Here is a 25,884-nt window from a genome sequence, read left to right on the forward strand (position 1 = left end):
TACTTCATAATGAAACAAATATGCATCATTTTTTAAAAAGTGCAAAATTACTTGGCATAGAATTTTTTATTGCGCCAATAACTTACACCTCCCAAAACCACTACACCAAAAATCGTATAATAAATAAAAGTTGGGGTAATAACCTGTGCCCCGCTGGCGTAACTGTGCAATCCGACAAGATAGAAATTGACACCAAAGTAGGTCATCATGATGCTTCCGAATGCAATGACGCTCAACAAATTAAACAACCATTTACCGCGTAAACCCGGAATCAATCTGGTATGAATCACAAATGCATAAATCATTATGGAAATCAAGGCCCAAGTTTCCTTTGGATCCCAACCCCAATAGCGGCCCCAACTCTCGTTGGCCCATTGTCCACCCAAGAAGTTGCCAATGGTCAGCATTACCAAACCTACCGTTAAGGATAGCTCATTAATTATAGTAAGCTCTTTAATGTTATGTTCCATTTTCACTTTGTTCTTGTCGTTTGTCATAATAATTAACAATAGACTCACCACCCCCAAGATCATTCCTACAGTTAGTGGGCCATAACTTCCAACAATTACGGCCACATGTATCATTAACCAATAACTATCCAGAACCGGTACTAGATTGGCTATAGAGGGGTCTACCCAACTCTGATGTGCAATCCATAATAACATAGCGGTTACAAAAGTGGCTGCCGCTACGGTCATATCGCTCTTTTTGCTGAACAGGAGTCCCATGCCCAGAGTGGCCCAAGAAACATATAGGATACTTTCATAGGCATCGCTCCATGGTGCGTGACCAGAAATATACCATCGCATTATCAATCCTAAGGTATGTAGAATAAAAAACACATAAATTATTGCCTTGATGCCAGCTATACTAAATCGAAGCGCCTTCCTGTCCTTAATGATTTGGAATACAAGAAGTACAAACATTAACAAACCTACCAAGGCATAATACTTGTAAAGTTTATTATATATATCTGCCCTATTGTAGAACACTTCCGCTTTTATTTTGTTTTCTGTTGGCAATACTTCACTCCCGTGATTTTCTTGGTTCTTTTTAAAGGCGGCCAACAATTTATCAGCTTCGGAATAGTCTCCATTCTTAACCGCTTTTTCAAGGCTCATTAAGTAAAAGGGAACTGCATTTTTTATAAAATTGGCATAAAGGGAATCCGACACCTGGAACTGACCACCCCTATACTCCACGGCTGAAATCCATTTGTTATTTTCATCGTTAAGCAAAGGGAAAATTTTAACTATTTCACCTCCCAAGGCCCTATTCAACAATACCAAACGTTCATCCAAACTCCTAAAGTCCTTTTGAAATTGGTTTGGGGTGTTGGTGGCATACGCCTCTTGAAGATAATCGGCTAACTTGTATTTCCCTTTTTCATCAAAGAAATCTGTGGCCTTGGCAAATTCCTTACCATGCTCCAGCCCTATGATCTTGCGAATACTATCATTTTGTCCTTTTTTATCCAAGGCTATAAATTCAGCATAATACCAAACTCTAGGATTCAGCATCATGGATAGAAATACTTGGTCAGAATTAAAGTCCGTATACTTCTCCTTGAGACTTAGTTTTCTCAAAAGTTCTGAGGAAAATGTATTTATAGGCTTCATACGCCCTCCAGCATCCTGAATAACCAATTTACCAAATTCTGAAGCATGCTCTTTTGATGGGGTAATAGCGTGTAATAAAGAATCTACTTGCTGGGCAGTAGGTGTATTGTCATGTGCATGACTGTCTGCCTCCACATTCTCCTGAGCCATCATATTTAAACTGGTACCAAGAATAAATAGCACTGCCAACTTAGTTCTTTTGTTCTTTAATTTTTCTAATGAAGCACCCAAATCCTTAAACCTCGTCTTGCCAAAGAACATAATACCCATAAGACCGGCGTACAATAGAAAATATCCAATATAGGTTATCCATGTGCCCCAAAAATCGTGGTTTACAGATAATACGGTACCTTTTTCATCCGGGTGAAAACTAGCTTGAAAAAAACGATACCCCTTGTGGTCCAAAATATGGTTCATATATATATCATAATCAAACGGACGGTCGTCATCTATGGAAACCTTACTCATAAAGGAAGCATAGCTATTCTCTGTTCCTGGATGCTTTTCGGCAATAAAATCGTTCAATTTAATTCCAAACGGTAAGGTATACACCTTAGATCCATAGGATAAATTAAAATCGAGCCCACCTACATTAAATTCTCCGGAAAAACTTGATATGCCTTTAGCTCCCAATAATTTTTTACGTACCGTTTCCCCGTTGGAAGTAATATCCACAACTAATGCATCCTGATCATTTTCTGTTTTTTCGTTTTCCGGAATAGTAATGATCCCATAAGATCCCTTGATAATGGGTTCTGGTATTACGAATTGCATTCCTGCAGTGGTATATAAGGATCTTAATTGAAAGGTTTGAAGACTATCCTTTACCAAAGTCCCTTGAAACTGATCGGCCATTCTCAAAAATTGTCCTTCGAAAGATGATTTAATTTGAAAATCTCCGTCAGATTCAATAATATTTATAGCCCCTTCGGTCATTTTATTCAAGGAAAAAAGTACATTATGAATACTGGTAACCTCACCACTTTCTAAATAATGATCGTGACGTTGGCCATCTCCTGCCTCCACAATTTTCAGATATTCCTTTCCGCTGCCATCTTCTATCAACCCTTCTTTCGCTCCATCAATAAACCCTACATAGGATATGGTAAAAGGCTGGCCGTTAAAATCGGAATTCCAAGGCAAATTGGATTTTATGGCTTCAGAGGTAACCAATATGTCATCTTCCAAAATCTTACGTTTGGGTTCCTTATTAATTTCTCCGTCTACATAAACGGTCAGGTAAGTTTTGTCCGAATAAAAAACATTCTCCGTATTCCCTTCACGAATTGGCATCATGCCCTCAAAACTTATATATCTGGTAACAAAGGCACCTAGGATAATTAAAACCCAAGAAAGATGTAGCATTAATACCGCCCATTTTTCCTTTCTTAACAACTTATATCGCGAAATATTACCAATAAAATTGATGACAAAAAATACCATAATTGCCTCGAACCATGTGGCATTGTAAATCCAAATTCTTGCCGTTGCGGTGCTATACCAACTTTCAACAAAGGTGCCAAAGGCCATGGAAGTAGCAAAAACAATAAATAAGACGGCGGTTAAACGGGTGGAAAAAAAGATTTTTTTAAGAAGTTCAATCATTTTGGCAAGAAAGGTTTGATTTTAACAAGCAAAAATACATTTTTATAAGGGTTTAAATATTAAATCTTTTGTTAATTGAGTGTTTCTATTTATAAAAATAGAAGAAAATTTAGTCCTTTATTACGACCTTCTTACATCATGGCATTTCAGCGTTGGATAAATAGGAAGAGACATTTCATTTTTGACTGTTATAGGGATAAAATTTATTGATCAAAGCTACCCAACACATCTTCCATTTTAAATAGGATGCATTATAGGTGATTGTGTTACAAATTATCTCCAATGATTTTATTATTAGAAGGTATTATAGAGTTAACATTATTATCGGAATTAGGACAACATAGCCTATTTACAATATACCTGACTAGTCAAATTGTCCTGGTAATTTGGCCAATATTATGTATTTGAAGAGCCTAAATGGATTTTAAAAAAGTATAACCTTCAAAAAACTTATTGCCTATAACCTTAAAATTTTGATATAATATTTACTTTTGAATATGATAAGAGTTGTAATCTTGGGAACTGGCAATGTCGCCAAACATTTGTTCGATACATTTTGGAATATTGAAGATATAAATGTGCTACAGGTACTGGGCAGGAATAAGCATAAGCTTTCCTATTTTAAAGACAAGGCTAGCACGAGTACGGATTATTCAAAAATGGTAGATGCCGATATATTTCTCATTGCTGTAAGTGATGATGCCATAGCGGAAGTAGCACAATTCCTAAACCCTAAAAAAGGTATTATAGTACATACTTCTGGAAGTGTACCATTGGGAGCTCTTGGCAATCAATTAAGGAAAGGGGTGTTTTATCCCCTTCAAAGTTTTAGCGAGGGAAAGCCAATAGATTTTAAATCGGTGCCTATTTGTATAGAAGCCGAAAATGAAGTGGATTTGGAACTATTACTAAAGCTGGCACATTTTATTTCTTCAAAGGTTTATGAAATTTCATCGGACCAAAGAAAATCGATCCATTTGGCTGCCGTTTTCGCCAATAACTTCACCAATCATTTATTTACTATTGCTAGTGAAATTTGTGCTGATAATGATTTACCATTTCATATTCTAACCCCCTTAATAAAAGAAACTGTACAAAAACTGGATTATTTACCTCCATTCGATGCACAAACAGGGCCAGCCAAAAGAAATGATACTAAGACCATTGAAAACCATTTAAATCAACTTAAAAATAAAAATTATAAGGATATTTACAGCTTGTTAAGCAAATCGATAAGAGAAAAATATGGACAAGAGCTATAAGGAACTGTTACAAGACATTACTACTTTTGTATTTGACGTAGATGGGGTATTCACGGATGGTAAGATTATTATTACTTCTGAAGGGGAAATGTTGAGAACGATGAACGTTCAAGATGGTTATGCCGTAAAGGTGGCCATTCAACAGGGTTATAATGTATGTATCATTTCGGGCGGAACCAACGAAGGGGTAAGATTGCGTTTAAGAGGATTGGGAGTTACTGATATCCACATGGGCGCCCACCATAAAATAGACCCCTTTGATGAGTATTTGGATATATATAATATAAATCCGAGCCATGTACTTTACATGGGTGATGACATTCCTGATATTCCACCAATGAGACTAGCTGGAATACCATGTTGTCCACAGAATGCCGTTCCGGAAGTAAAAGCAGTGTCCAAATATATCTCCCATAAACACGGTGGTGATGGTTGTGTTAGGGATGTTATAGAACAGGTACTAAAGGTTAGGGGACATTGGGCCGAAAATTTCAGCGCTAAGAACGATTAATGGCATGGTTCAAAACAGACTAAAACAGTATCAGGTAATATTGGCCTCTGCCTCCCCTCGAAGACAACAGTTCTTTAGGGAAATGAACATAGATTTTAAAGTTCATATAATTGATATTGAGGAAACTTATCCCTTACATTTAGAAGGTGTGCAAATTTCAGATTATCTGGCTGAATTGAAGGCAACAGGCTTTAAAAATGAATTGGGAAACAAGGAAATACTTATAACTTCCGATACCGTGGTTTGGTATAAAAATAAATCGTTGGCAAAACCAGCAGATGAAGGCGAAGCCTTTAGCATGTTAAAAACACTTTCCAATGACTGGCATGATGTAATCACCTCCGTTTGCTTTACCACCAATGAACGGCAACATACAGTAAACCACTGCACTCAAGTTAAATTCAGGGAATTGACGGAAGAAGAGATATGGTACTATATAAAGAATTATAATCCTTATGATAAGGCTGGCGGATATGGAATTCAGGATTGGATAGGACTTATTGGAATAGAACAAATTCAAGGTTCCTATACCAATGTAGTTGGCTTACCCACTCAATTGGTTTACAAAACGTTAATGGCCATGGTGGACTAGGTTATTTTGAATAATTTTGCTGAAATTTAATTACTATGCAACGTCCTTTAAAATTCTATAGTTTACCCTTCCTATTTTTATTAATTGCCTTTAATGCCTGTAAGGAAAATTCAGAAAACATTTCAATTATAGCTAACGACATGACCATGTCCAACGCTAAACCTGTTAAAAATGAGTTATCGCAAGAATTCAAAAATTACTGGTACGCAGGAAAAGCGGAAATCACCTCCTATAAATTAGAACAGGCCCAATATGGCGAACTAAGGGACGGAAATGCCGTTTTAATATACGTTACAGAACCTTTTTTGGCAGATAAACAGGTAAAGGCTGATCAATCACATCCAAATAACGTATCTGTTTTAAAACTGAATAGCACCAAAAAGTTTCTTACTGGGATCTATCCCTACTCTATTATGAACAGTAGTTATTATCCGGTATCCGATAACCAACATGCCATAAAACTCTCCACTTCCGTACAGGAATGGTGTGGCCATGTATTTACACAGTTGAACAATAGGGACAAATTTGAAGTGAATTCCTTCTCCTATTTTGAGAGTGATGGTGACCAAACTATGACATTGGATAAGACAGATTTGGAAAATGAAATCTGGAATAAGATAAGAATAAACCCTAATAAACTACCGGAGGGCAATATTAAAATTATTCCTTCCTTGGAATATTTACGTATGGGACATAAAAAATTAAAGGCCTACGATGCCAAGGCGGAATTAATTACCGAAGGCAACCTAAATACCTATAAAATTACCTATCCTGAATTGGAAAGAACATTGTCCATTACTTTTTCAAAATCCTTCCCTTATGGGATAGAGAATTGGTCCGAAAGTTTCAAAAGTGGGTTTGGACCTAATTTACAAACACTTACTACCAAAGCCACTAAGATAAAAACATTAAAAAGAGCTTATTGGCAAGAAAACAGAAATAGTGACGTATTTTTGCGCGACAGTTTAGGACTATAATATTTATGGATAGATTTTTTTTAGATTACCAAGATGAACTGGTAGGCACGGGCATATGTTTGTTGGTCTTTCTCATATTAAAGTATCTAGGTGCAAAAACTATAAGAAAAGTTGGAAAAATCAGTGATATAAACAAGGTACGTACCCGATTGATCATAAAATACTCTACCGCAGGCCTAACTACTTTAGGAATAGTTGCCTTAATTTTGATTTGGGGAGTAGAAATGAAGGATATTGGTCTGGTTTTTTCCTCTGCTTTTGCCGTAATAGGTGTGGCCCTTTTTGCACAGTGGTCTATCTTAAGCAATATAACCGCAGGAGTTATCCTGTTTTTTTCATTTCCTTTTAGAATTGGGGATAAAATAAAAATAATGGACAAGGAGATTGATTTGCCAGAAGAAATATATTTAATTGAGGATATAAGGGCTTTTCATGTTCATCTTAGAAGGAATAATGGTGATTTATTAACCTATCCTAATAACATGATGCTTCAGAAAGCAATAGTCCTGGCTGAAACCTATGAGGATTCCTTGGAAAATAGTGATGTCTTATAAGGTGTTAAAGAAGTTGTAAATATTACGATCTCGGATTATATATTTCTATATTTGAGGACCAACTAAAACAAAACTATATGCGCCTTTATTGGGTATTCTTTTTAGGAATACTGCTTTCCTGTAAACCTATTTTCGCACAAGCACCTAGAAAGAATACTTCTTCGGACATATATCATGCAATACAGAAATTAAATTTTTTGGGCACTGCCCTATATATAGCCGCGCACCCAGATGATGAAAACACAAGGCTCATTTCCTATCTTTCCAATGAAGTAAAGGCCAAAACCGCCTATCTATCACTAACACGTGGTGATGGTGGACAAAACTTAATTGGTTCGGAACTAAGGGAATTATTAGGTGTTTTACGTACACAGGAATTATTGGCTGCCAGGCGTATTGATGGTGGGGAACAATTTTTTACTAGGGCAAACGATTTTGGTTACTCCAAACACCCCAACGAAACCCTTAAAATCTGGAACAAGGAAGCGGTATTAAGCGACGTAATTTGGATTATACGCAATTATAAGCCAGATGTTATCATCAATAGATTTGACCATAGGTCTCCAGGTTCTACCCATGGCCATCACACTTCCTCTGCCATGTTGAGTTATGAGGCTTTCGATTTGGCCAACGACCCAAATATTTATCCAGAACAATTAAAGTTGACCAATATTTGGCAGCCTAAAAGGTTGTTCTTTAATACATCTTGGTGGTTTTATGGCAGTGAGGATAAATTTGAAGAGGCGGACAAATCCAAAATGATGGATCTTGATGTAGGGGTATATTATCCATTAAGGGGTGTATCTAATAACGAAATTGCCTCACTGGCAAGTAGTCAGCATTTGTGCCAAGGATTTGGTAGGCTAACCACCCGCGGTAGTGAAAATGAGTATGTTGAGCTCCTTAAAGGTGACCTTCCCAAGGATAAATCCAATATTTTTGACGGAATAAATACTACTTGGTCCAGAGTGGAGGGGGGTGCCGCCGTTGGTAGTATATTATATGAGGTTGAGAAAAATTTTGATTTTACCCAACCCTCAAAACATTTGCCTAAGCTTATTGCAGCATATAAGGCCCTGTTGAAGATAAAGGATGAGTATTGGAAGAGCATCAAGAAAAAAGAGTTGGAAGACATTATACAATCTGTTTGTGGTCTCTATCTGGAAGCTACCGCAACAGCAGCAAACACTTACCCGGGAAGCCACATAATTGTGAATATTGAAGCACTCAATAGAAGCGATGCCAACATCATTCTTAAAACGGTTTCGATTAGGAAGGATGATCCCTTTGTTAAAAACATGCTTCTTAAGGAAAATAAAAAGGAATTGATTAACATCGATTTAGAAGTTCCTGCCAATACAAATTATACCAGTCCATATTGGTTAAACAGTAAAGGAACCATTGGGATGTATAAAGTAACGGATCAAAATTTAATTGGTAAGCCCGAGACTCCCAATGCGTTTGAGGTTACCTTTGAATTGGAATTCCACGGATTTCCTATAAAAATCACAAAACCTGTTGTTTTCAAGTATTCCAAACCGGAAAAAGGGGAAATATATCAGCCTTTTGAAATTTTGCCCGAGGCCACAGCTGGTTTTAAAGACAAAGTGGTTATTTTTGCCACCTCCGAGCCCAAAGAAATTCCAGTAACCATAAAAGCATTAAAAGATAATGTAAAAGGGGAATTACAATTATGTTTCGGCAAAGGCTGGAAGGTGGACCAAGAAATTAAGCCCTTCGAAATAGAGAAAAACGGAGATCAGCAAACATTACATTTCCTAGTAACTCCCCCGACTTATGAAGATGAAAATTATATTTCACCGATTATTAAAGTGAATGGCAAAGAAATCTCCAAAGAGTTGATCGAAATTAGTTACGACCATATTCCAAAACAATCCGTTTTAGTGCCATCAGAAACCAAAGTGGTCCGACTTAATATTAACAAGACTGGAGAAAACATAGGTTATATAGTTGGTGCAGGTGACGAGATTCCAGAAAGTTTGGAACAAATTGGATATAAGGTCGTGAAAATTGATCCTATTTCCATACAGGCGGGCTCCTTGTCCAACTATGATGCCATTGTAGTAGGCATAAGGGCATACAACGTTGTTGAGGAATTAAAATTTAAGCAGCGCTATTTATTGGATTATGTAAAGGAAGGTGGTAATTTAATTATTCAGTATAATACTGCTGGTAGAAATGGGTTGGACATGGACAACCTTGCCCCCTACCCCTTATCCGTTTCCAGAGATCGTGTTACCGATGAAACTTCTAGTGTAAAGATCCTGGCCAATACGCATGCTATAGTAAATTATCCAAATAAAATAACCCAAAATGATTTTAATGGGTGGGTTCAGGAGCGTGGTCTTTATTTTCCAGATCAATGGTCCAATGAATTTACGCCTATACTTTCTATGAGCGATGAAGGTGAGACAGCATTAAATGGCAGTCTTTTAGTTGCACCGTACGGTAAGGGGAACTATATTTATACGGGATTAAGTTTTTTCAGGGAATTACCTGCTGGTGTAACAGGTGCCTATAGATTGTTTGCCAATTTGCTTTCCTTAAGGCAGGAGGGTCAGAAATAAAAAACAAATAACAAGAATATTTATGTTCGAGAAATTTGATTGGAAAAAAGAATATACAGTCGTTTTAGTACTGAATATTATATATATTATTGTTTTTTATTTAATAATGTCAGGAAACCGATAATATGGCTACAGTAGATTGGATTATACTTATTGGAACCCTTATTTTCATTGTTGGCTACGGTGTTTGGAAAACTAAAGGAAGTAAAGATGTAAAGGAATATGTGCTTGGTGGCAACGATGCCAAATGGTGGACCATAGGTCTCTCTGTTATGGCCACGCAAGCCAGTGCCATTACCTTTTTATCCACGCCTGGTCAGGCTTTTCATGACGGAATGGGATTTGTTCAATTCTATTTCGGCCTGCCCTTGGCAATGATTATTATTTGTATCGTATTTGTCCCTATTTATCACAAGTTAAAGGTTTACACCGCGTATGAATTCCTAGAAAATAGATTCGATTTAAAAACCAGGACTTTAGCTGCCCTATTATTTCTAACCCAACGTGGACTTGCCGCAGGAATTACCATTTATGCACCTTCTATTATACTTTCCGCAGTACTGGGCTGGGATTTAAAGACATTGAATGTCTTGATAGGCATCCTGGTTATTATCTATACCGTCTCCGGTGGTACAAAGGCCGTTAGCGTTACCCATAAGCAGCAGATGTTTATAATTATGACCGGGATGTTTATAGCTTTTTTCTTTATTCTAGGGTATTTACCGGAAGATATTACGTTTAGTAAGGCCCTTAAGATTGCTGGTGCCAGCGATAAGCTTAATATTTTGGATTTTAGTGTTAACACCACAAGCCGTTATACATTTTGGAGTGGAATTACAGGTGGTCTATTTCTTGCCTTAGCTTATTTTGGAACTGATCAAAGTCAGGTACAAAGATATCTCTCTGGCAAAACGGTACGGGAGAGCCAACTTGGATTAATTTTCAATGGATTGTTAAAAATACCCATGCAATTTTTTATCTTATTGGTGGGTGTAATGGTATTTATATTTTTTCAGTTCAACCATTCCCCTTTAAACTTCAATCCAGCTGCTACTAACGCTATAATGGAATCTTCCTATGCGGGGGATTATAAGCTATTGCAGGAAGAACACATAGTATTGGAAGGCGAAAAAAGAATGGCTCAAAATAAATTTTCCGGGGCCTTGGACCTTAGGGAATACGATGCTATTGAAGATGCCAAACAACACATCGTTAATATAAACAATAAGGATAAGGAAAACAGAAAGGCTGCGCAATCATTAATTTCCATGGCAAATGACAATGTAGAGACCAATGACAAAGATTATGTGTTTATCCATTTCATTTTAAATTTTTTACCAAAAGGACTTATTGGTCTTCTATTGGCTGTAATTCTTTCGGCTGCCATGTCCTCCACCGCTTCGGAATTAAACGCATTGGGTACCGTTACTTCTCTAGATTTGTATAAACGAAATATAAAAGGAGAATTTACTCAGGCGCACTATGTAAAGGTTTCGAAGTTGTTTACCCTAATGTGGGGGGCAATTGCAATTTCAATTGCCAATGTTGCCAACCTTTTTGATAACCTTATTCAACTAGTAAACATCATAGGCTCCATATTTTATGGGAATGTACTTGGCATTTTTCTTATCGCTTTCTTTTTCAAGTTTATTAAAGGCAATGCCGTTTTTGTAGCGGCCCTAATTACCCAATGCATTGTTATTATAGGATGGAGTTACGACTGGATGTCTTATTTATGGTTAAATGCCTTTGGATGTAGTTTGATAATATTATTGGCTACGGTATTGGAAGGATTTGATCGTCTTCTTAAAAACCCACCAATAAAGACTTAGTCCCCCATTTTTAACAAAACGCTGCATCACCATCCAGATAACATAAATCTGTATAATATGTATCATTGTTTTTGTATTGGAATTGATTTCAAAAGACAAGCTTCCCCTAGAATTCGAGCAGCTTTTCAAAAGTTTTAGGTAGATTACAAGGATTATTTCTACATTTAATGTTAACTAATAGTTAAATTAGATGCCTAATGATAAAATTCCTCCCCTCTTTTTGCCTTTTATAATGATCAAAGAAAAGTACACAATAAAGAACATTGCCCAAATGGCAGGTGTTTCCAAGGGAACAGTGGATAGGGTATTACATAAACGAGGAAAGGTTTCTCAGAGGGCTTTCGAGAAAGTTGACAAAATTTTAAAGGAAATCGACTATAAACCCAATCCGATTGCCAGGAACCTAAAAAGAAACAAAACTTATAACATCCATGTATTACTTCCCGACCCCGATATAGATCCCTATTGGATTCCTGCCAATGAAGGCGTAATTGAAGCATCAAATCAATTTACACCCTTTGGTGTCTCAGTTAGTAAATATTTTTATGACCCTAATGACAAATCCTCTTTTTTAAATCAATCACAGCAATCGGTTCTGTCACAGCCTGACGTTCTCTTAATGGCACCCATTTTTGAGAATGAATCTCACGAAGTTTTAAGGGAGTGTTGCCTCAACAAAATATCCGTAGTATTGTTCAATAACCACATAAATAGCATTAAAGAGCAAATCTTTATAGGTCAAGACCTTGCGCAAAGCGGAAGGGTAGCCGCCAGTTTAATGGATAAAATTATTGGTAAGAATGATGATATTGCAATAATCCATATCAATAAAGAGCCTCATATGCAATTAAAGGAAAATGGTTTCAAAGAATTTTTCATAGAAAGAAAGGACAGTAATGGGCATAAAATGATATCTAAAGAATTTAATTCTGCTGAAAATAGCTCTTTTAACTCCGATGTTTCCCAATTCTTAAAGAATAATCCAAGCATTAGCGCATTCTTTGTTACCAATTCAAAGGCGTATTTATTGGTCGAAGCTTTTCAAAAACTTGAACAAAGGAATAGCACAGTAATTGGATACGATTTGTTAAAACCAAACTTGCGGTTTCTCCAAGAGGGTGCCATAGATTTTTTAATTCACCAAAAACCCCATAGACAGGCCTATCTAAGCGTAAGCTACTTGGCTGAACATTTCCTGTTCGGCAAAAGTTTACCTGCCCAGGAATTCTTACCTATAGATATTGTTACTTCTGAAAATGCTCAATATTATATTTAAGGAAGTTATATTTCACCGAAACCTTAAAAAAATTAAGGTTTTATTTAATGTGTTCGAACACATTAACACTAATACTATTTGTTAGTTTAAAAAAAAAGGTTAATTTCACCTTTAACTTATTATTAACAAACAACTATTTTATTAACTCAAACAACTTTATTATGATCAAAAAATTGCTATTATTTTTTGTACTGGTATTGGGGACTTACCCTTTACTGGCGCAAAGCAAAACGGTGACAGGAACGGTCACCGATGCTACGGATGGTTCCCCTCTACCAGGTGTAAACGTATTGGTACAAGGAACTACTACCGGCTCTCAGACCGATTTTGATGGTAACTATTCCATTGAAGCGGCTAGCGGTAATGTATTGGTTTTTTCTTTTCTTGGAATGAAATCACAATCCCTTACTGTAGGTGCCTCGAACACCTTAAATGTATCTATGCTGGAAGATGCAGAACAACTTGGTGAAGTTGTTGTAACAGCTTTAGGTATTAAAAGGGAAGAAAAAACGTTGACCTATGCCCAACAAACAGTTCGGGCAGATGAATTGACTGCCACAAGAGATCCTAACTTTATGAACAGTATTTCTGGTAAGGCAGCTGGGGTAGAGATTAAGAAAAGTAGCTCTGGTGCTGGTGGTTCTACCAAGATTGTACTTAGAGGTAACAAATCACTAAGTGGTGATAGTTCTCCTCTATTTGTAATTGATGGTATTCCAATGGCCAACAACAAAGGTGGTCAACCTGGTATGTGGGGTGGAGTTGATGCTGGGGACGGACTATCCGCCATAAACCCAGATGATATTGAAAGCATCAGTATCCTAAAAGGTTCTAACGCAGCTGTATTATACGGTAGTCAAGGTGCCAACGGGGTTGTAGTAATTACAACCAAGCAAGGTACTTCTGGAAAGACTACAGTAAGCTTAAATTCTGGTTATACTTTTGAGCACTTTCAAGAATTGCCTGATTTGCAATTTAAATATGGTGCTATTGGAAATGCTAAGGAAAGTTGGTCTACAACCCCTGGTGATTATGCAAGTGAATACGTTGAGGAATTTTTCCAAACAGGACATAACTTCAATAATTCGGTTACTATAAGTGGTGGTACAGACAAGACAACGGCCTATTTTTCCTATGCTAACATTTCTGCTTCTGGAATTACACCGAAAAATAAGTATCAGAAAAACAACTTTACCTTTAAACAATCTACGAAGTTGTTTAACGACAAGGTGACTGTTACTTCCAATGTTATTTTGGCTCTTGAAGAGACCGAAAATAGGCTGCCTGCGGGATATTACTTAAACCCACTTACTGGTCTTTATATGTTCCCAAGAAATAGGAATTTCTACGAATTTCAGAATAATTATGAAACCTTCGATACAGATAGAAACCTTTGGGCGCAGAACTGGTTTGTTGTGGATCACCACCAGTCCAATCCTTTTTGGATAATCAATAAGGAACCAAAAACGGACGAAAACAAAAGGGTTATTGGAAGCTTAAATATTGCATATGATATTACCGAAAAACTCAAATTGCAGGTTAGGGGTAACTACGATTATGCAATAAAAGAGTTTGAACAACAGCATGCGGCTACCTCCAACTCCACCAACGTACATCCAAAAGGTGCTTGGGATTACAGAAAGTATGATGATGAATTGGTCTATACCGATGCTATATTAAGCTATGACACCGCTTTAAGCGATGATTTTAGTTTAAATGCTGTATTGGGAGGAAGTTATCAAAAGACAGTATATGGAGATGGTGTTAGTGTAGGTACCGGAACTGTAGGTTTACTTTATCCAAATGAATTTAATTTTCAAAACTTGCCCACTAATGTGCAGGTAAGTTCAACCTACGATGGGTCTGTAATTAAACAAGGGGCATTTGCCAACTTTCAGTTTGGTTATAAAGACATGTTGTACTTAGATCTTTCTGGTAGAAATGACTGGGCTTCCACCTTGGCACTTACTGGAAATGATTCCTATTTTTATCCTTCTGTAGGTGTTACCGCTTTATTGAGTGAAATGTTCACCATGCCAGAGGCAGTAAGTTTTGGGAAATTAAGGGCTTCTTATACCCAGGTTGGTAACGAGGTACCATTTAACCGAATAAACCCACAAAATTCAGTTACTGGAAGTGGTGGAGTAAACAGAAATACGGTAAAACCCTTCTTGGATGCAAAACCAGAAATCATTACCAGTTTGGAGTTTGGTGCTGATTGGAGATTTTTTCAAAATCGTTTAGGATTGGACTTTACGTATTATAGCCTTACTAGTACTGATCAGTTTATTAATGTGCCTTTATTATCGTCTGAATCTGAAGGTGGTTTTACTACCAAATTCATTAATGCAGGGGAAATAACCAATAAGGGTGTTGAAATTACCCTTAGTGCAACGCCTGTTAAAACTGAAGATCTTCAATGGGTAACGGCATTTAACTTTACTAAAAATACCAACGAAATTGTAGATATAGGACCTGATGATGACAAGATAATTAACCTAGGTTCTTCTGAGGGCTATACCTCTAAATTGGTAGAAGGTGGCGCATTCAACGATGTTTATGTTCTTAAATTTTTAAAGGATGACCAAGGACGTATCTTATTTGATGCTGGAAAACCATTAAGAACTGCTACTTCAGAGCTAATTGGAAACTTGGATCCTGAATGGACCTTGGGATGGAACAACAATATTAGCTTCAAGAGATTTAACCTTGGTATGCAAATAAATGGTAAATTTGGAGGTAAAGTATTTAGTCAAACTGAATCCATGTTGGACGGTGCTGGGGTTTCACAAAGAAGTGCAGATGCCCGGGATGCTGGTGGTGTAGTTGTAAACGGTGTAGACCAGACTTCTGGAGCCGCCATAACAACAGTGGATGCCGAAACTTGGTTTAGAGCTATTGGCGATAGAAACGGTATTGGAGAGGCATATATTTACGACCGTACCAACGTTAGGTTGAGCCAACTGTCTCTGGGTTATAATATTGATGTTTCCAATTTGGGACTGCCTATTTCAGCGGCCTCAATCTCTTTTATTGGTAACAATTTGTTCTTTATCAGTAAGGAAGCACCTTTTGATCCAGAATTGGCAATGAGTACCAATCAAAATGCTCAGGGATTGGATAACTTTAATCTTCCTTCTACAGGAACTTATGGATTTAATCTAAAAGTAACATTCTAATTTATAAAAGATGAAAAAGTTAATATATCTAATTACAATGGTTATTGCCTTTAGTGCATGTACCAACGATTTTGAAGAAACGAATACTAATCCATATCAAATATCGGGAGAATCCTTAAAGCAGGATTTCAACCACGTTGGTGCGTTTTATTCTTCAATGCTGGGCCAAATATTTGGTAACCAGGTGGATCATAATTTAACCAATGTTACCTTTGCGCAGCATTTGGCTACTCCTACCCCATTTGTAGGCGGTGTAAATAACACTACCTATTACATACGTTGGAATGGCTATTGGGCAAGGGAATACAACAATATTATGGCACCTGCCAAACAGGTTATTGATATTGCTGCAGCAGATGGTTATGACGTATTTGTGGAATGGGCCAATTTAATTAGAATTGTTTCCATGTCACGGGTTACTACCTATTATGGACCTATTCTTTATACCAATTATGGGTCTACAGAAAGTGCTCTATATGATAGCGAAGAAGCGTTATATACTGCCTTCTTTAGTGATTTGGATAGAATAATTGCAAATTTTAGTGCTAATACCGACTATGTTGGTTTAAACAACTTTGATGCTAGTTATGGCGGTGATGTTGGTAAATGGGCAAGGTATGCCAATTCCCTAAGATTACAATTGGCTATGCGTATCTCCAAGGTAGCCCCTGCTATGGCCAAAACACAGGGAGAAAAAGCGTTAGCCGATCCAGTTGGATTAATTGAGACCAACGCCGATAACTTCAACATTTCTTTGTACGGCGGAAAATTTCACCCAGCCCAAATTTGTTTTGAGTGGGGAGATACTAGAATGAGTGCGACCATGGAATCTATATTGATAGGTTACAAAGATAACAGAATTGCACCGTTCTTTGATCCAGTAACAGATATGTCTTTGGTTACCGATCATCCAGATATGCCTTATAAGGGTATCCGTAACGGCGCCGAATTGGTTGCCAAGGATGACCGATTAAGTTTTTCTACTATCGATCTATCTTTTAATGATCCGGGTAAAGTTACTAAGCGTAAAGTAATGAGCGCAGATGAAGTACTCTTCAATAAAGCAGAAGCTGCCCTACGTAATTGGACTGGTGCCGGTGATGCACAATCCAATTATGAGGCAGGCGTAAGGGCTTCCTTTGAACTATGGGGTGCAGGTGGTGTAGACGCATATTTAGCGGACAATACAAGTTTGCCTATAGACTACAATGATCCAATCGCTGTGGGTGCGGTTAACGATTTTGTTAATCAAATTACCACAACCGTAGCTTGGGATGAAGCTGCTAGTAATGAGGTGAAATTGGAGAAAATTATTACCCAAAAATGGATTGCTGCCTATACCAATGAAATGGAAGCATGGGCAGACTACAGAAGAACGGGTTATCCTAAACTACCTCCAGTGTACCAAAATAGCAGTAATGCTGATTGGGGTGTAATACCTCCAGGAGAGGCTATAAAAAGAATGCCATTTGTGAATGCTGAACGAGAAGGTAACGCAGCTGGTGTTGCAGATGCAACAGCAAAATTAGGTGGTCCGGACAACATAGCCACTAGGTTATGGTTTGATACTGGCGGACCAAACTTTTGATAATTAAATATCAAATTTATTAGTAAATAAATAGAAAACCTGTGATTTTAAAATCACAGGTTTTTTTTATACCATAAAGTTTGTACTATACAGATATTGCACTAATACTGAACTAAAAATTCATTTTAAACCTATTCATTTATATTGGTGAGTCCCCATAAATGCTTAACTTACCTTCCTTAATTTAGCCTTTTAGGTTTAAGTTTTTGGCGCTAATATCTAACAAATGAAATCTAGCCATCGTTGCTAAATTCCTTCTTAATATGAGTAATACAATCACCAAAATATGCCTGATTCTCACAACAATAATATTTCTTTCTTGTCAGAAGGTAGATCAAAGTAAAATGTTTTCCTTAATGCCCAGCAATACAACTGGAATTACTTTTAAACCTATTTTAAAGGAAACCGAAGAGTTTAATATTTTAACCTATGGTTATATCTACAATGGTGGTGGCGTATCTGTGGGTGACCTTAATAACGACGGTCTTCCTGATCTCTATTTTACAGGAAGCATGGTTGGCAGTAGATTATACATTAATAAAGGAAACTTTAAATTTCAAGAAATTGCAGAAAAAGCAGGGGTATTTGCTGAAGGTTTATGGAATACGGGAACTACTATGGCAGATGTTAATGGGGATGGATATTTGGATATCTATGTCTGTAGGTCAGCAGCCAAAGATGATTACAAAAGAAAAAACTTACTTTTCATAAATAATGGGGATTTAACCTTTTCTGAAAAAGCCGCGGAATATGGGATTGACGATGCCGGTTATTCCTCACAAGGTGCTTTTTTTGATTATGACCGGGACGGAGATCTTGATCTTTATGTGGTTAATCATTCCTCTCAAGAATATTCCAGTTTTAGGCAAATATCAAATAACCTGAAACAGCAAAGAAATCCTGCTTATGAAGATCGACTCTATAATAACGATAATGGGAAATTTACCAATGTTAGTGATGATGCTGGTCTTGTTTCCAATGTATTGGGTTTTGGACTTGGTATCGCAGTATCGGATATAAATAATGACAACTGGCCAGATATTTATATCTCAAACGATTTTAAGGAACAGGATTATTTATATATCAATAACCATGACGGTACTTTTACTGAAAGTCTGGAAAAATATATAGGGCATACTTCCCATTTTTCAATGGGGTCCGACGTGGCGGATATCAATAATGATGGGTATCCGGAAATTATGACCTTAGACATGCTTCCTGAGAACAACTACCGCCTAAAAATGGTCTCGGGTCCTGACAATTATGATAAAAATAGCTTCTTGGAAAAATCTGGATTTTATTATCAGACCATGAGAAACATGATGCATTTGAACAATCAGGGGCAATCATTTTCAGAAATTGGTCAATTTGCGGGGGTATCCAATACAGACTGGAGTTGGGCTTCCCTTTTTACAGATTTGGACAATGATGGTTTCAAGGACTTATATATAACCAACGGGGTAAAGCGGGATTATACCAATATGGATTTTTTAAATTATGCCGTACAGGATCGAATCAATCAAAATAAAACAGGTGTTGAAACGGCAATTACAGATCTTTTGGAGAACATGCCGGCTACCATTGAAGAAAATTATACCTATCACAATAATGGTGACCTAACTTTTACCAAAGTTAACAAAAAATGGGGCCTAGATCAGAAATCGCTCTCCAATGGTGCTGTTTACGCTGATTTGGATAACGATGGTGATCTGGATCTTGTGGTCAACAATATAGACGAATATCCTTTTGTTTACAGAAATAATAGTGATTTACATAACAGTAACCATCATTTGAAAATCAATTTTAAAGGAGAAGGGGGAAACACCTTTGGGGTTGGCTCAAAAGTTTTGTTAACTTTTGGAAATGAAATACTTATGCAGGAACTGATGCCTACAAGAGGATTTCAATCCTCGGTAGATTTTAATCTAATTTTTGGCCTCGGGACAGTAGATAAAATCGATGGCCTTAAAATTATCTGGCCAGATGGCAAGGTTCAAGTTATGACCGATGTAAAATCCGATCAAACCATTACCCTTAATCAAAAGGATGCCACTATAATTGAGAATACTTCCCAAGCACTAGTTGGGAATACCTATTTTACCAATATAACTAAGGATAGCCTTGTCCCCTACCAACACTTGGAAAATGATTATAACGATTTTAAAAGGGAACAATTACTGCCCCACAAATTATCTACCCAAGGTCCAAAAATCGCCAAAGCCGACATAAATAATGATGGTTTGGAAGATATATATGTTGGAGGTGCCAAAGGGAGTGATGGTAAAATGTTCGTTCAAACAAAAGATGGAAGGTTTTTGGCCGTCAATGAAAAAATATTTTTGACCGATAAAGGGTCAGAGGATATTGGGTGTTTATTCTTTGATGCGGACAACGATAACGATTTGGACCTATACGTGGTAAGTGGTGGCAATGATTTTGATGAAGGCTCCTTAGAATTACAGGACAGGCTATACATGAACGATGGCAGGGGCAACTTTACTAAAAAGGTTACGGCATTACCAACGATGCTTATGAGTGGCTCATGTGTAAAAGCCTCTGATATTGACGGGGATGGGGATTTAGATCTGTTCCTAGGCGGTAGATTGGTGCCTGGCAAATACCCTACTTCACCAAGAAGTTATATTTTAGAAAATAATGGAAAAGGAATTTTTAAGGATATCACTACGGCAGTAAATTCCGAACTTGAATATCCCGGAATGGTTACGGACGCTTTATGGACCGATTTTGATAACGATAAAATTAATGACCTTATTATTGTTGGAGAATGGATGGGCATCAGAACCTTCAAAAACGTGGAAGGCAAATTGGTGGAGCTATCCGAAAATAATGACCTTATTGATTCAGAAGGTTGGTGGAACACTATTGAACAAGGTGATTTTGACAAGGATGGTGATATGGATTATATCATTGGAAACTTCGGTAGAAATTCCCAATTGAAAACATCTATAGCCGAGCCAGTTGGTTTGTATACTAAAGATTTTGATAACAATGGTTCCTTGGACCCTATTATGAGTTCCTATAACATGGGAGAGGAATTTCCTGTTTTTTCGAAAGATGATATGGTAGGACAATTAAGTGGGCTTAAAGGAAAATATTTAAATTATTCCGATTACGCCTCTGCGAAAATTACAGATATTTTTAGCGCAGCTGAATTAAAAGAAGCACTGGTCTTAAAAGCCAAAAATTTTGACACCAGCTATATGGAAAACCTGGGAAATGGCAAATTTAAATTAGTCCCATTACCCCTTCAAACACAATTTTCACCCATCTATGGGATTCTAACGGATGACATTAATAATGATGGTAATGAAGATATTATTATGGGAGGCAATTTCTTTGGAACTAGAGTGAAATTTGGAAGGTATGATGCCAATAAGGGTCTAGTCTTAATTGGTAACGGTAAAGGAAATTTTAGACCGGCCAGTGTAATGGAGAGTGGTTTAAACATTGATGGAGAAATAAGGGATGTCACCAAATTGATGCTAGCTGATAAAACCAAAGTGGTTTTGTTCGTGAGGAATAATGATGGCATTGCAACGTATAAAATAGAATCAACTAAATAATAGAAAATTGAAAACAAGTAGTATCAGCCTAATAATTGCCATGGGATTATGTTGGGGAATGTGGTCCCAATCGGGGTCCGTTACCATTAAGGAAGAATTAAAGTCATTGGACACCTATGACTACAGCAATCCAAATCCTGTGCCTATTCTAACGGACAACGCCAAAATTTTTCCTTATTTCAAATTTGAAGGTTATGAACATACTTCAAAAAAGAAAAAGTGGAAAGTAGTAACTCTGGAGAACGAATATATTAAAGTCTATGTGCTACCCGAAATAGGCGGGAAAGTTTGGGGAGCTATAGAGAAAAGTACAGGAGAAGAATTCCTTTATAAAAATGAAGTGGTCAAGTTCCGGAATATTTCAATGCGCGGTCCTTGGACTTCCGGAGGAATTGAATTCAATTTTGGGATTATAGGTCATCATCCGTCTACGGCTACTCCTGTAGATTATATGATAAAAACAAATAAAGATGGCAGTGTAAGTTGCGTTGTAGGTAGCTCGGACCTTCCCTCCCACACCGATTGGAGGGTAGAAATTAGGCTCGAAAAAGACAAAGCTTATTTTGAGACCAATGCCTCCTGGTATAACGGCTCCCCGATTAATGAATCTTATTACAACTGGATGACAGCTGCGGCTGTGGTCACGGATGACCTAGAATTCATATATCCTGGAAATCAATTTTTGGAACACGGCGGAGCAGCCAAACCATGGCCTATAGACGCCGAAGGGCGGAATTTGGCGCTATATAAAAACAATAATTTTGATAAGGATATCTCCGAACATGTTGTAGGAGATTATAAGGACTTTTTTGGAGGATATTACCACAACAGTAAATTTGGTTTTGGACATTGGGCACCCTATGAAGAAATGCCCGGACAAAAACTCTGGTTATGGTCCATGGCAAGGTCGGGTGGCATATGGGAAGATCTGCTTACAGATACCGATGGACAGTATATGGAATTTCAGGCAGGACGACTTTTAAATCAATATTCGCCCGGAGAAACCAATCCCATTTCCCAAGCTACTTTTGAACCATATGTGATGGATCGTTGGAAGGAAATATGGTTTCCATTCAAGGAAATTGGAGGAATGGTAGATGCCAACGAATACGGTGTGCTCAATGTAAAGGAATTAGATAAAGAACTTTATATAGGAATTAATGCATTGCAGTTCCTTAAAGATAAATTACAAGTAAGTATAAATGGACAAGTGTTATTTTCGGAGGACATTAATTTAAAGCCCATGGAAATATTTTCAAAACAATTCCCTATACAAGTCTCAGGGGAAATTGTGGTGCAATTGGGTGATAAGAAGCTTTATTATTCGTCCAATGGTGAAGGAACTCTAATAAAACGACCTTTTATTGATGATGAAAAACAAAAGGTTTCTGAAAGCCAAAAACTATACCATGAAGGTTGGGAGGCACTAAAATTTAGAGACTATGATCTTGCTGATACAAAATTAAAAGAATTGGTGGGCCTTGATCCCTCCCATCAAGAAGGTTTGCTGAAATTAGCGGAATTGGAGTATCGTAAAACCAATTATGACCTTGGATTGAAATATGTAAATAGGGTATTAAAACAGGATACTTATGCGGTCGAAGCCAATTACTTGGCGGGAATTATATATCGTTCCCAAAGTGATTATATTAATGCTTTGGAATCTTTTGGATGGGCAGCCAGAAGCATGAAATATAAATCTGTTTCTTATGCCCAAATGGCCGAGATGTATTTATTACTTCAGAACATGACCAAAGCGGAGCAATATGCGAATAAGGCATTGGACTACAACACCTATAACCTGAATGCGAGAAAAATTAAATTGCTTGTGCTTAGGAAGAATAATAGGGTGAATGAATTTGATCTGGAGTTTACCGAGTTTTTGAAAATAGATCCACTAAATCATTTTGCCCAAATTGAATCTCAATTTAGGACAGGCAACACCCCATTGAACAAACCCAACCAACTTTATAATGAATTCCCTGATGAATCCATTTTAGAACTGGCCATTTATTATAATAGTATCGGATTGAAAAATGATGCAATGGAGGTATTGAAGTTATCCAAAAACAATGTAAAGACGAATCTTTGGGCAACTTACTTAAACCAGGATATAGATTTTGGTAATAAATTCTTGTTGAACACTTTACAATTACCAATCGATTTTGTTTTCCCTTATAGATCCCAAACCATACCGGTATTGCAGTGGGCAATTTCTAAAAATGAGAGTTGGAAATTGAAATATTACCTAGCGCAGAATTACATAGCTGTTGGCCAAAAAAGTCTCGGGTTAAAACTTCTAAAAGATTGTGGAAATGAACCAGATTCGGACATATTTTATCGCTTTAGGGCTAGAATGTTTGAACATGAAGATTATTCCAGCAATGAAAAAGATTATTTAAGGGCACTGCAATTAAACGATTCCGATTGGAAACTCAGGGAAGAATTGGTTCAATTCTACTTAAACAATGATAAAAATGAATCCGCATTTAAATTGGCCAAAAAATCGATATTCAAATATCCAAAAAATGCCAATTTAGGTCTAATTTATGCAAAGGCATCCTTGTTAGTCGGTCAATATGTAAAAACGGTAGAAGTCTTAAAAGACATACAAATACTACCTTTTGAACATGCTTCTGAAAGTAAACACATTTATAACCAGGCTCATCTCTTTTTGGCATTGGAAAGTATCAAAGCCAAGAATTATAAAAAGGCAATAGCACTTTTACAAGCTTCCAAAGAATGGCCGGAAAATCTTGGGGTTGGAAAGCCTTTCCATGCAGATAAAAGATTACAAGATTATTTACTGGCTTATAGTTATGAATCGCTGAACGATCTTAACCAAAGTAAACAATATTTAGCCGATGTTATATCACATACCAGTACTGGTAAAAAAATCACGGTATTACCAAATGACCTATTTCAACTCTTGTCACTTAAAAAATTAGGGAAGGACGCAGAATTGGAGCTTTTACTAAGTCAACTTTCTGAATCCAATACCAACGGTAATAAAACAGCCAAGTACGTTTTAGCATTGTACAACAACGTTCCTGAACCACAAAAGGAAATAAAAAACCAAAAGGGTTTGAATAATTCCTTATGGAAATTAATGACAGGAGCAAGCCAATATTAATTGTATTTGTAAAATTGACCATCATTCAATGGACAATCCTATAACCCTCGACATCAATACAAGCGATATTTTTTTTTAAAATTAAACCAAAAAAAAGGCTCACATTTCAGTGAGCCTTTTATACTAATTATACTTGAATACTACTTAGCCCCCCATTCTTTCAAGGAGTCCTGGTTCATTTTTACGTAGTCCGCATTCCCTGCAGCCTCAGCGGCAGCCAAAGATCTTTTTGCGGTTTCAATAGCCTGCTTTTTATCTCCAGCCTTGGCGTATATTAAAGATTGTTGTCTTAATTGCCAAAATGCAGGCTCATACGTCAAACTCATGGCCTTGTCCATCCATTCTTTGGCTTTGTTTATATCCTTTCCCGAATTCATATAATATACTGCAGCTGCATAATAATCATTGGCATCAGGCCCTTTCATGACTTTGTCTATGGCACTGGTAACTGCTTTGTCTGTAAGGACATCAAATTTAACCCCTACATACACATCTGCCCAAAGCATCCCTAGAGTAGCAGCGTTGTCGGAAAGATCATCGATAGAAATGGTAAAGGTTTCAACCTCCATTGGCATCTTTTGCACTTGAGCAGTGGTTTTGGCAGCAACCTTACTTTCGTCCCAAGTTGCTGGCGTTCCTCCACCATCGGCTTCGTTATAAAAGATAACTTCCCAAGAGGTAGCGCCTGGTTTGGTAAAAATGGCATAAGACCCAGCTTTAAGCTCTTTATTACCAATCTTTACATTTTCACTAAAGGTAACTTTAGTCCGTGCATTAGCACCTGTCCTCCATAATTTATCATATGGTACCAAATCCCCAAAAATAGTTCTACCGCGCATAGATGGTCTAGAATACTCAACAGTAACATCGGTTAATCCAACTTTTTGGATAAGTGTCGCTGAAGGACTAGGTTGCGGTGTGTTGATCTGTGCCTGCATCCCAAAAGATACAGCAATCATTAATACTAATAGTGTTATTTTTTTCATGTTAATACGTGTTTATTTATTTACTGCTAATTTACATATTAAAAGACGAATCTGGAAGTCAGAAACAAATATTGCAACAACCAAATCATAAAATCCAAGAAATATTAATGCATAGAAGCGCAGCTAGTTCTACATCTTTTTTTTAGTAAATTTAATCAACGATAATTCCCAGGTGATGTCCGAAAACAAAACAAAACCAAATAACAAATCCGTAATTTCGTTTTTAAACTCTTTTGAGAGCAAGGAAAAGCGGAAAGACGCATATGCCTTATTGGAATTATTTAAACGAACCACCAATGAACCGGCTGTGATGTGGGGCGAAAGTATTGTGGGTTTTGGTAGTTATCACTATAAGTATGATTCTGGCAGGGAGGGAGATATGCCCTTAACTGGCTTTTCTCCCAGGAAACTAAATTTCTCGATTTATATTATGTCCGGGTTATCCAAGCAGCAAAAAGTTTTGGAACAATTAGGCCCGCATAAAACAGGCAAGTCCTGCCTATATATTAAGCGATTGTCCGATATAGATCTGGACGTACTATCAGAATTGGTAAATTCATCATACCTACATTTTAAAAGAAAAAATTCCCAATAATAT

Annotated in this window: 15 protein-coding genes; 13 read left to right on the top strand and 2 right to left on the bottom strand. The window is 37.1% G+C overall.

Features of this window, described 5'->3' with window-relative positions:
- Window positions 1-47 precede the first annotated feature (47 nt).
- Window positions 48-3,224: a cytochrome c biogenesis protein CcsA gene (gene ccsA / locus CWD90_RS11465; RefSeq protein WP_103476200.1), complete on the bottom strand. Its 3,177-nt coding sequence runs from the start codon at window positions 3,222-3,224 to the stop codon at window positions 48-50.
- A 497-nt stretch (window positions 3,225-3,721) separates the two neighbouring features.
- Between ccsA and CWD90_RS11470 the strand changes: the two genes are divergently transcribed.
- The 12 genes from CWD90_RS11470 (at window position 3,722) to CWD90_RS11525 (ending at window position 24,300) form a co-directional block, all read left to right on the top strand.
- Complete coding sequence (locus tag CWD90_RS11470; protein ID WP_103476201.1) at window positions 3,722-4,486, top strand: Rossmann-like and DUF2520 domain-containing protein; 765 nt, start codon at window positions 3,722-3,724, stop codon at window positions 4,484-4,486.
- Window positions 4,470-4,997 (top strand): KdsC family phosphatase, encoded by a 528-nt coding sequence (locus CWD90_RS11475; protein ID WP_103476202.1) that lies wholly within the window; start codon window positions 4,470-4,472, stop codon window positions 4,995-4,997. The genes CWD90_RS11470 and CWD90_RS11475 overlap by 17 nt, the downstream gene beginning before the upstream one ends.
- Window positions 4,998-5,001: 4 nt before the next feature.
- A complete protein-coding gene (locus tag CWD90_RS11480) occupies window positions 5,002-5,589 on the top strand; it encodes a Maf-like protein (RefSeq protein WP_103476203.1) in 588 nt (195 codons plus the stop codon).
- 35 nt (window positions 5,590-5,624) lie between these two features.
- A complete protein-coding gene (locus tag CWD90_RS11485; RefSeq protein ID WP_103476204.1) occupies window positions 5,625-6,566 on the top strand; it encodes a septum formation inhibitor Maf in 942 nt (313 codons plus the stop codon).
- Between the two features lie 5 nt (window positions 6,567-6,571).
- Window positions 6,572-7,120 carry a mechanosensitive ion channel domain-containing protein gene (locus CWD90_RS11490; protein WP_103476205.1) on the top strand — a complete coding sequence of 183 codons (549 nt, stop codon included), beginning with the start codon at window positions 6,572-6,574 and terminating at the stop codon, window positions 7,118-7,120.
- A 77-nt stretch (window positions 7,121-7,197) separates the two neighbouring features.
- The gene (locus CWD90_RS11495) at window positions 7,198-9,708 is read left to right on the top strand and encodes a PIG-L family deacetylase (protein WP_103476206.1); all 2,511 of its coding nucleotides are present in this window, start codon (window positions 7,198-7,200) and stop codon (window positions 9,706-9,708) included.
- Between the two features lie 125 nt (window positions 9,709-9,833).
- On the top strand, window positions 9,834-11,540 hold the full coding sequence (locus CWD90_RS11500; RefSeq protein WP_103476207.1) for a sodium:solute symporter: 1,707 nt from the start codon (window positions 9,834-9,836) through the stop codon (window positions 11,538-11,540).
- 190 nt (window positions 11,541-11,730) lie between these two features.
- On the top strand, window positions 11,731-12,816 hold the full coding sequence (locus tag CWD90_RS11505) for a LacI family DNA-binding transcriptional regulator (RefSeq protein ID WP_103476208.1): 1,086 nt from the start codon (window positions 11,731-11,733) through the stop codon (window positions 12,814-12,816).
- A 161-nt stretch (window positions 12,817-12,977) separates the two neighbouring features.
- Window positions 12,978-15,995 carry a SusC/RagA family TonB-linked outer membrane protein gene (locus CWD90_RS11510; RefSeq protein ID WP_103476209.1) on the top strand — a complete coding sequence of 1,006 codons (3,018 nt, stop codon included), beginning with the start codon at window positions 12,978-12,980 and terminating at the stop codon, window positions 15,993-15,995.
- A gap of 10 nt (window positions 15,996-16,005) precedes the next feature.
- Window positions 16,006-17,583 carry a SusD/RagB family nutrient-binding outer membrane lipoprotein gene (locus CWD90_RS11515; protein WP_103476210.1) on the top strand — a complete coding sequence of 526 codons (1,578 nt, stop codon included), beginning with the start codon at window positions 16,006-16,008 and terminating at the stop codon, window positions 17,581-17,583.
- A gap of 263 nt (window positions 17,584-17,846) precedes the next feature.
- Window positions 17,847-21,167, top strand: a complete 3,321-nt coding sequence (locus tag CWD90_RS11520; RefSeq protein ID WP_103476211.1) for a VCBS repeat-containing protein — start codon at window positions 17,847-17,849, stop codon at window positions 21,165-21,167.
- 7 nt (window positions 21,168-21,174) lie between these two features.
- Window positions 21,175-24,300 carry a DUF5107 domain-containing protein gene (locus CWD90_RS11525; protein ID WP_157941206.1) on the top strand — a complete coding sequence of 1,042 codons (3,126 nt, stop codon included), beginning with the start codon at window positions 21,175-21,177 and terminating at the stop codon, window positions 24,298-24,300.
- A gap of 140 nt (window positions 24,301-24,440) precedes the next feature.
- Here the strand turns inward: CWD90_RS11525 and CWD90_RS11530 are convergent, their stop codons facing one another.
- Window positions 24,441-25,286: a DUF2911 domain-containing protein gene (locus CWD90_RS11530; protein ID WP_103476213.1), complete on the bottom strand. Its 846-nt coding sequence runs from the start codon at window positions 25,284-25,286 to the stop codon at window positions 24,441-24,443.
- A 175-nt stretch (window positions 25,287-25,461) separates the two neighbouring features.
- On the opposite strand from CWD90_RS11530, the gene CWD90_RS11535 reads away from it, so the two are divergent.
- Window positions 25,462-25,881, top strand: coding sequence for a DUF1801 domain-containing protein (locus CWD90_RS11535; RefSeq protein WP_103476214.1), 420 nt, complete (start codon window positions 25,462-25,464; stop codon window positions 25,879-25,881).
- Window positions 25,882-25,884: the final 3 nt, after the last annotated feature.

The organism is Arenibacter catalasegens (assembly GCF_002909235.1).
Lineage (GTDB): Bacteria > Bacteroidota > Bacteroidia > Flavobacteriales > Flavobacteriaceae > Arenibacter > Arenibacter catalasegens.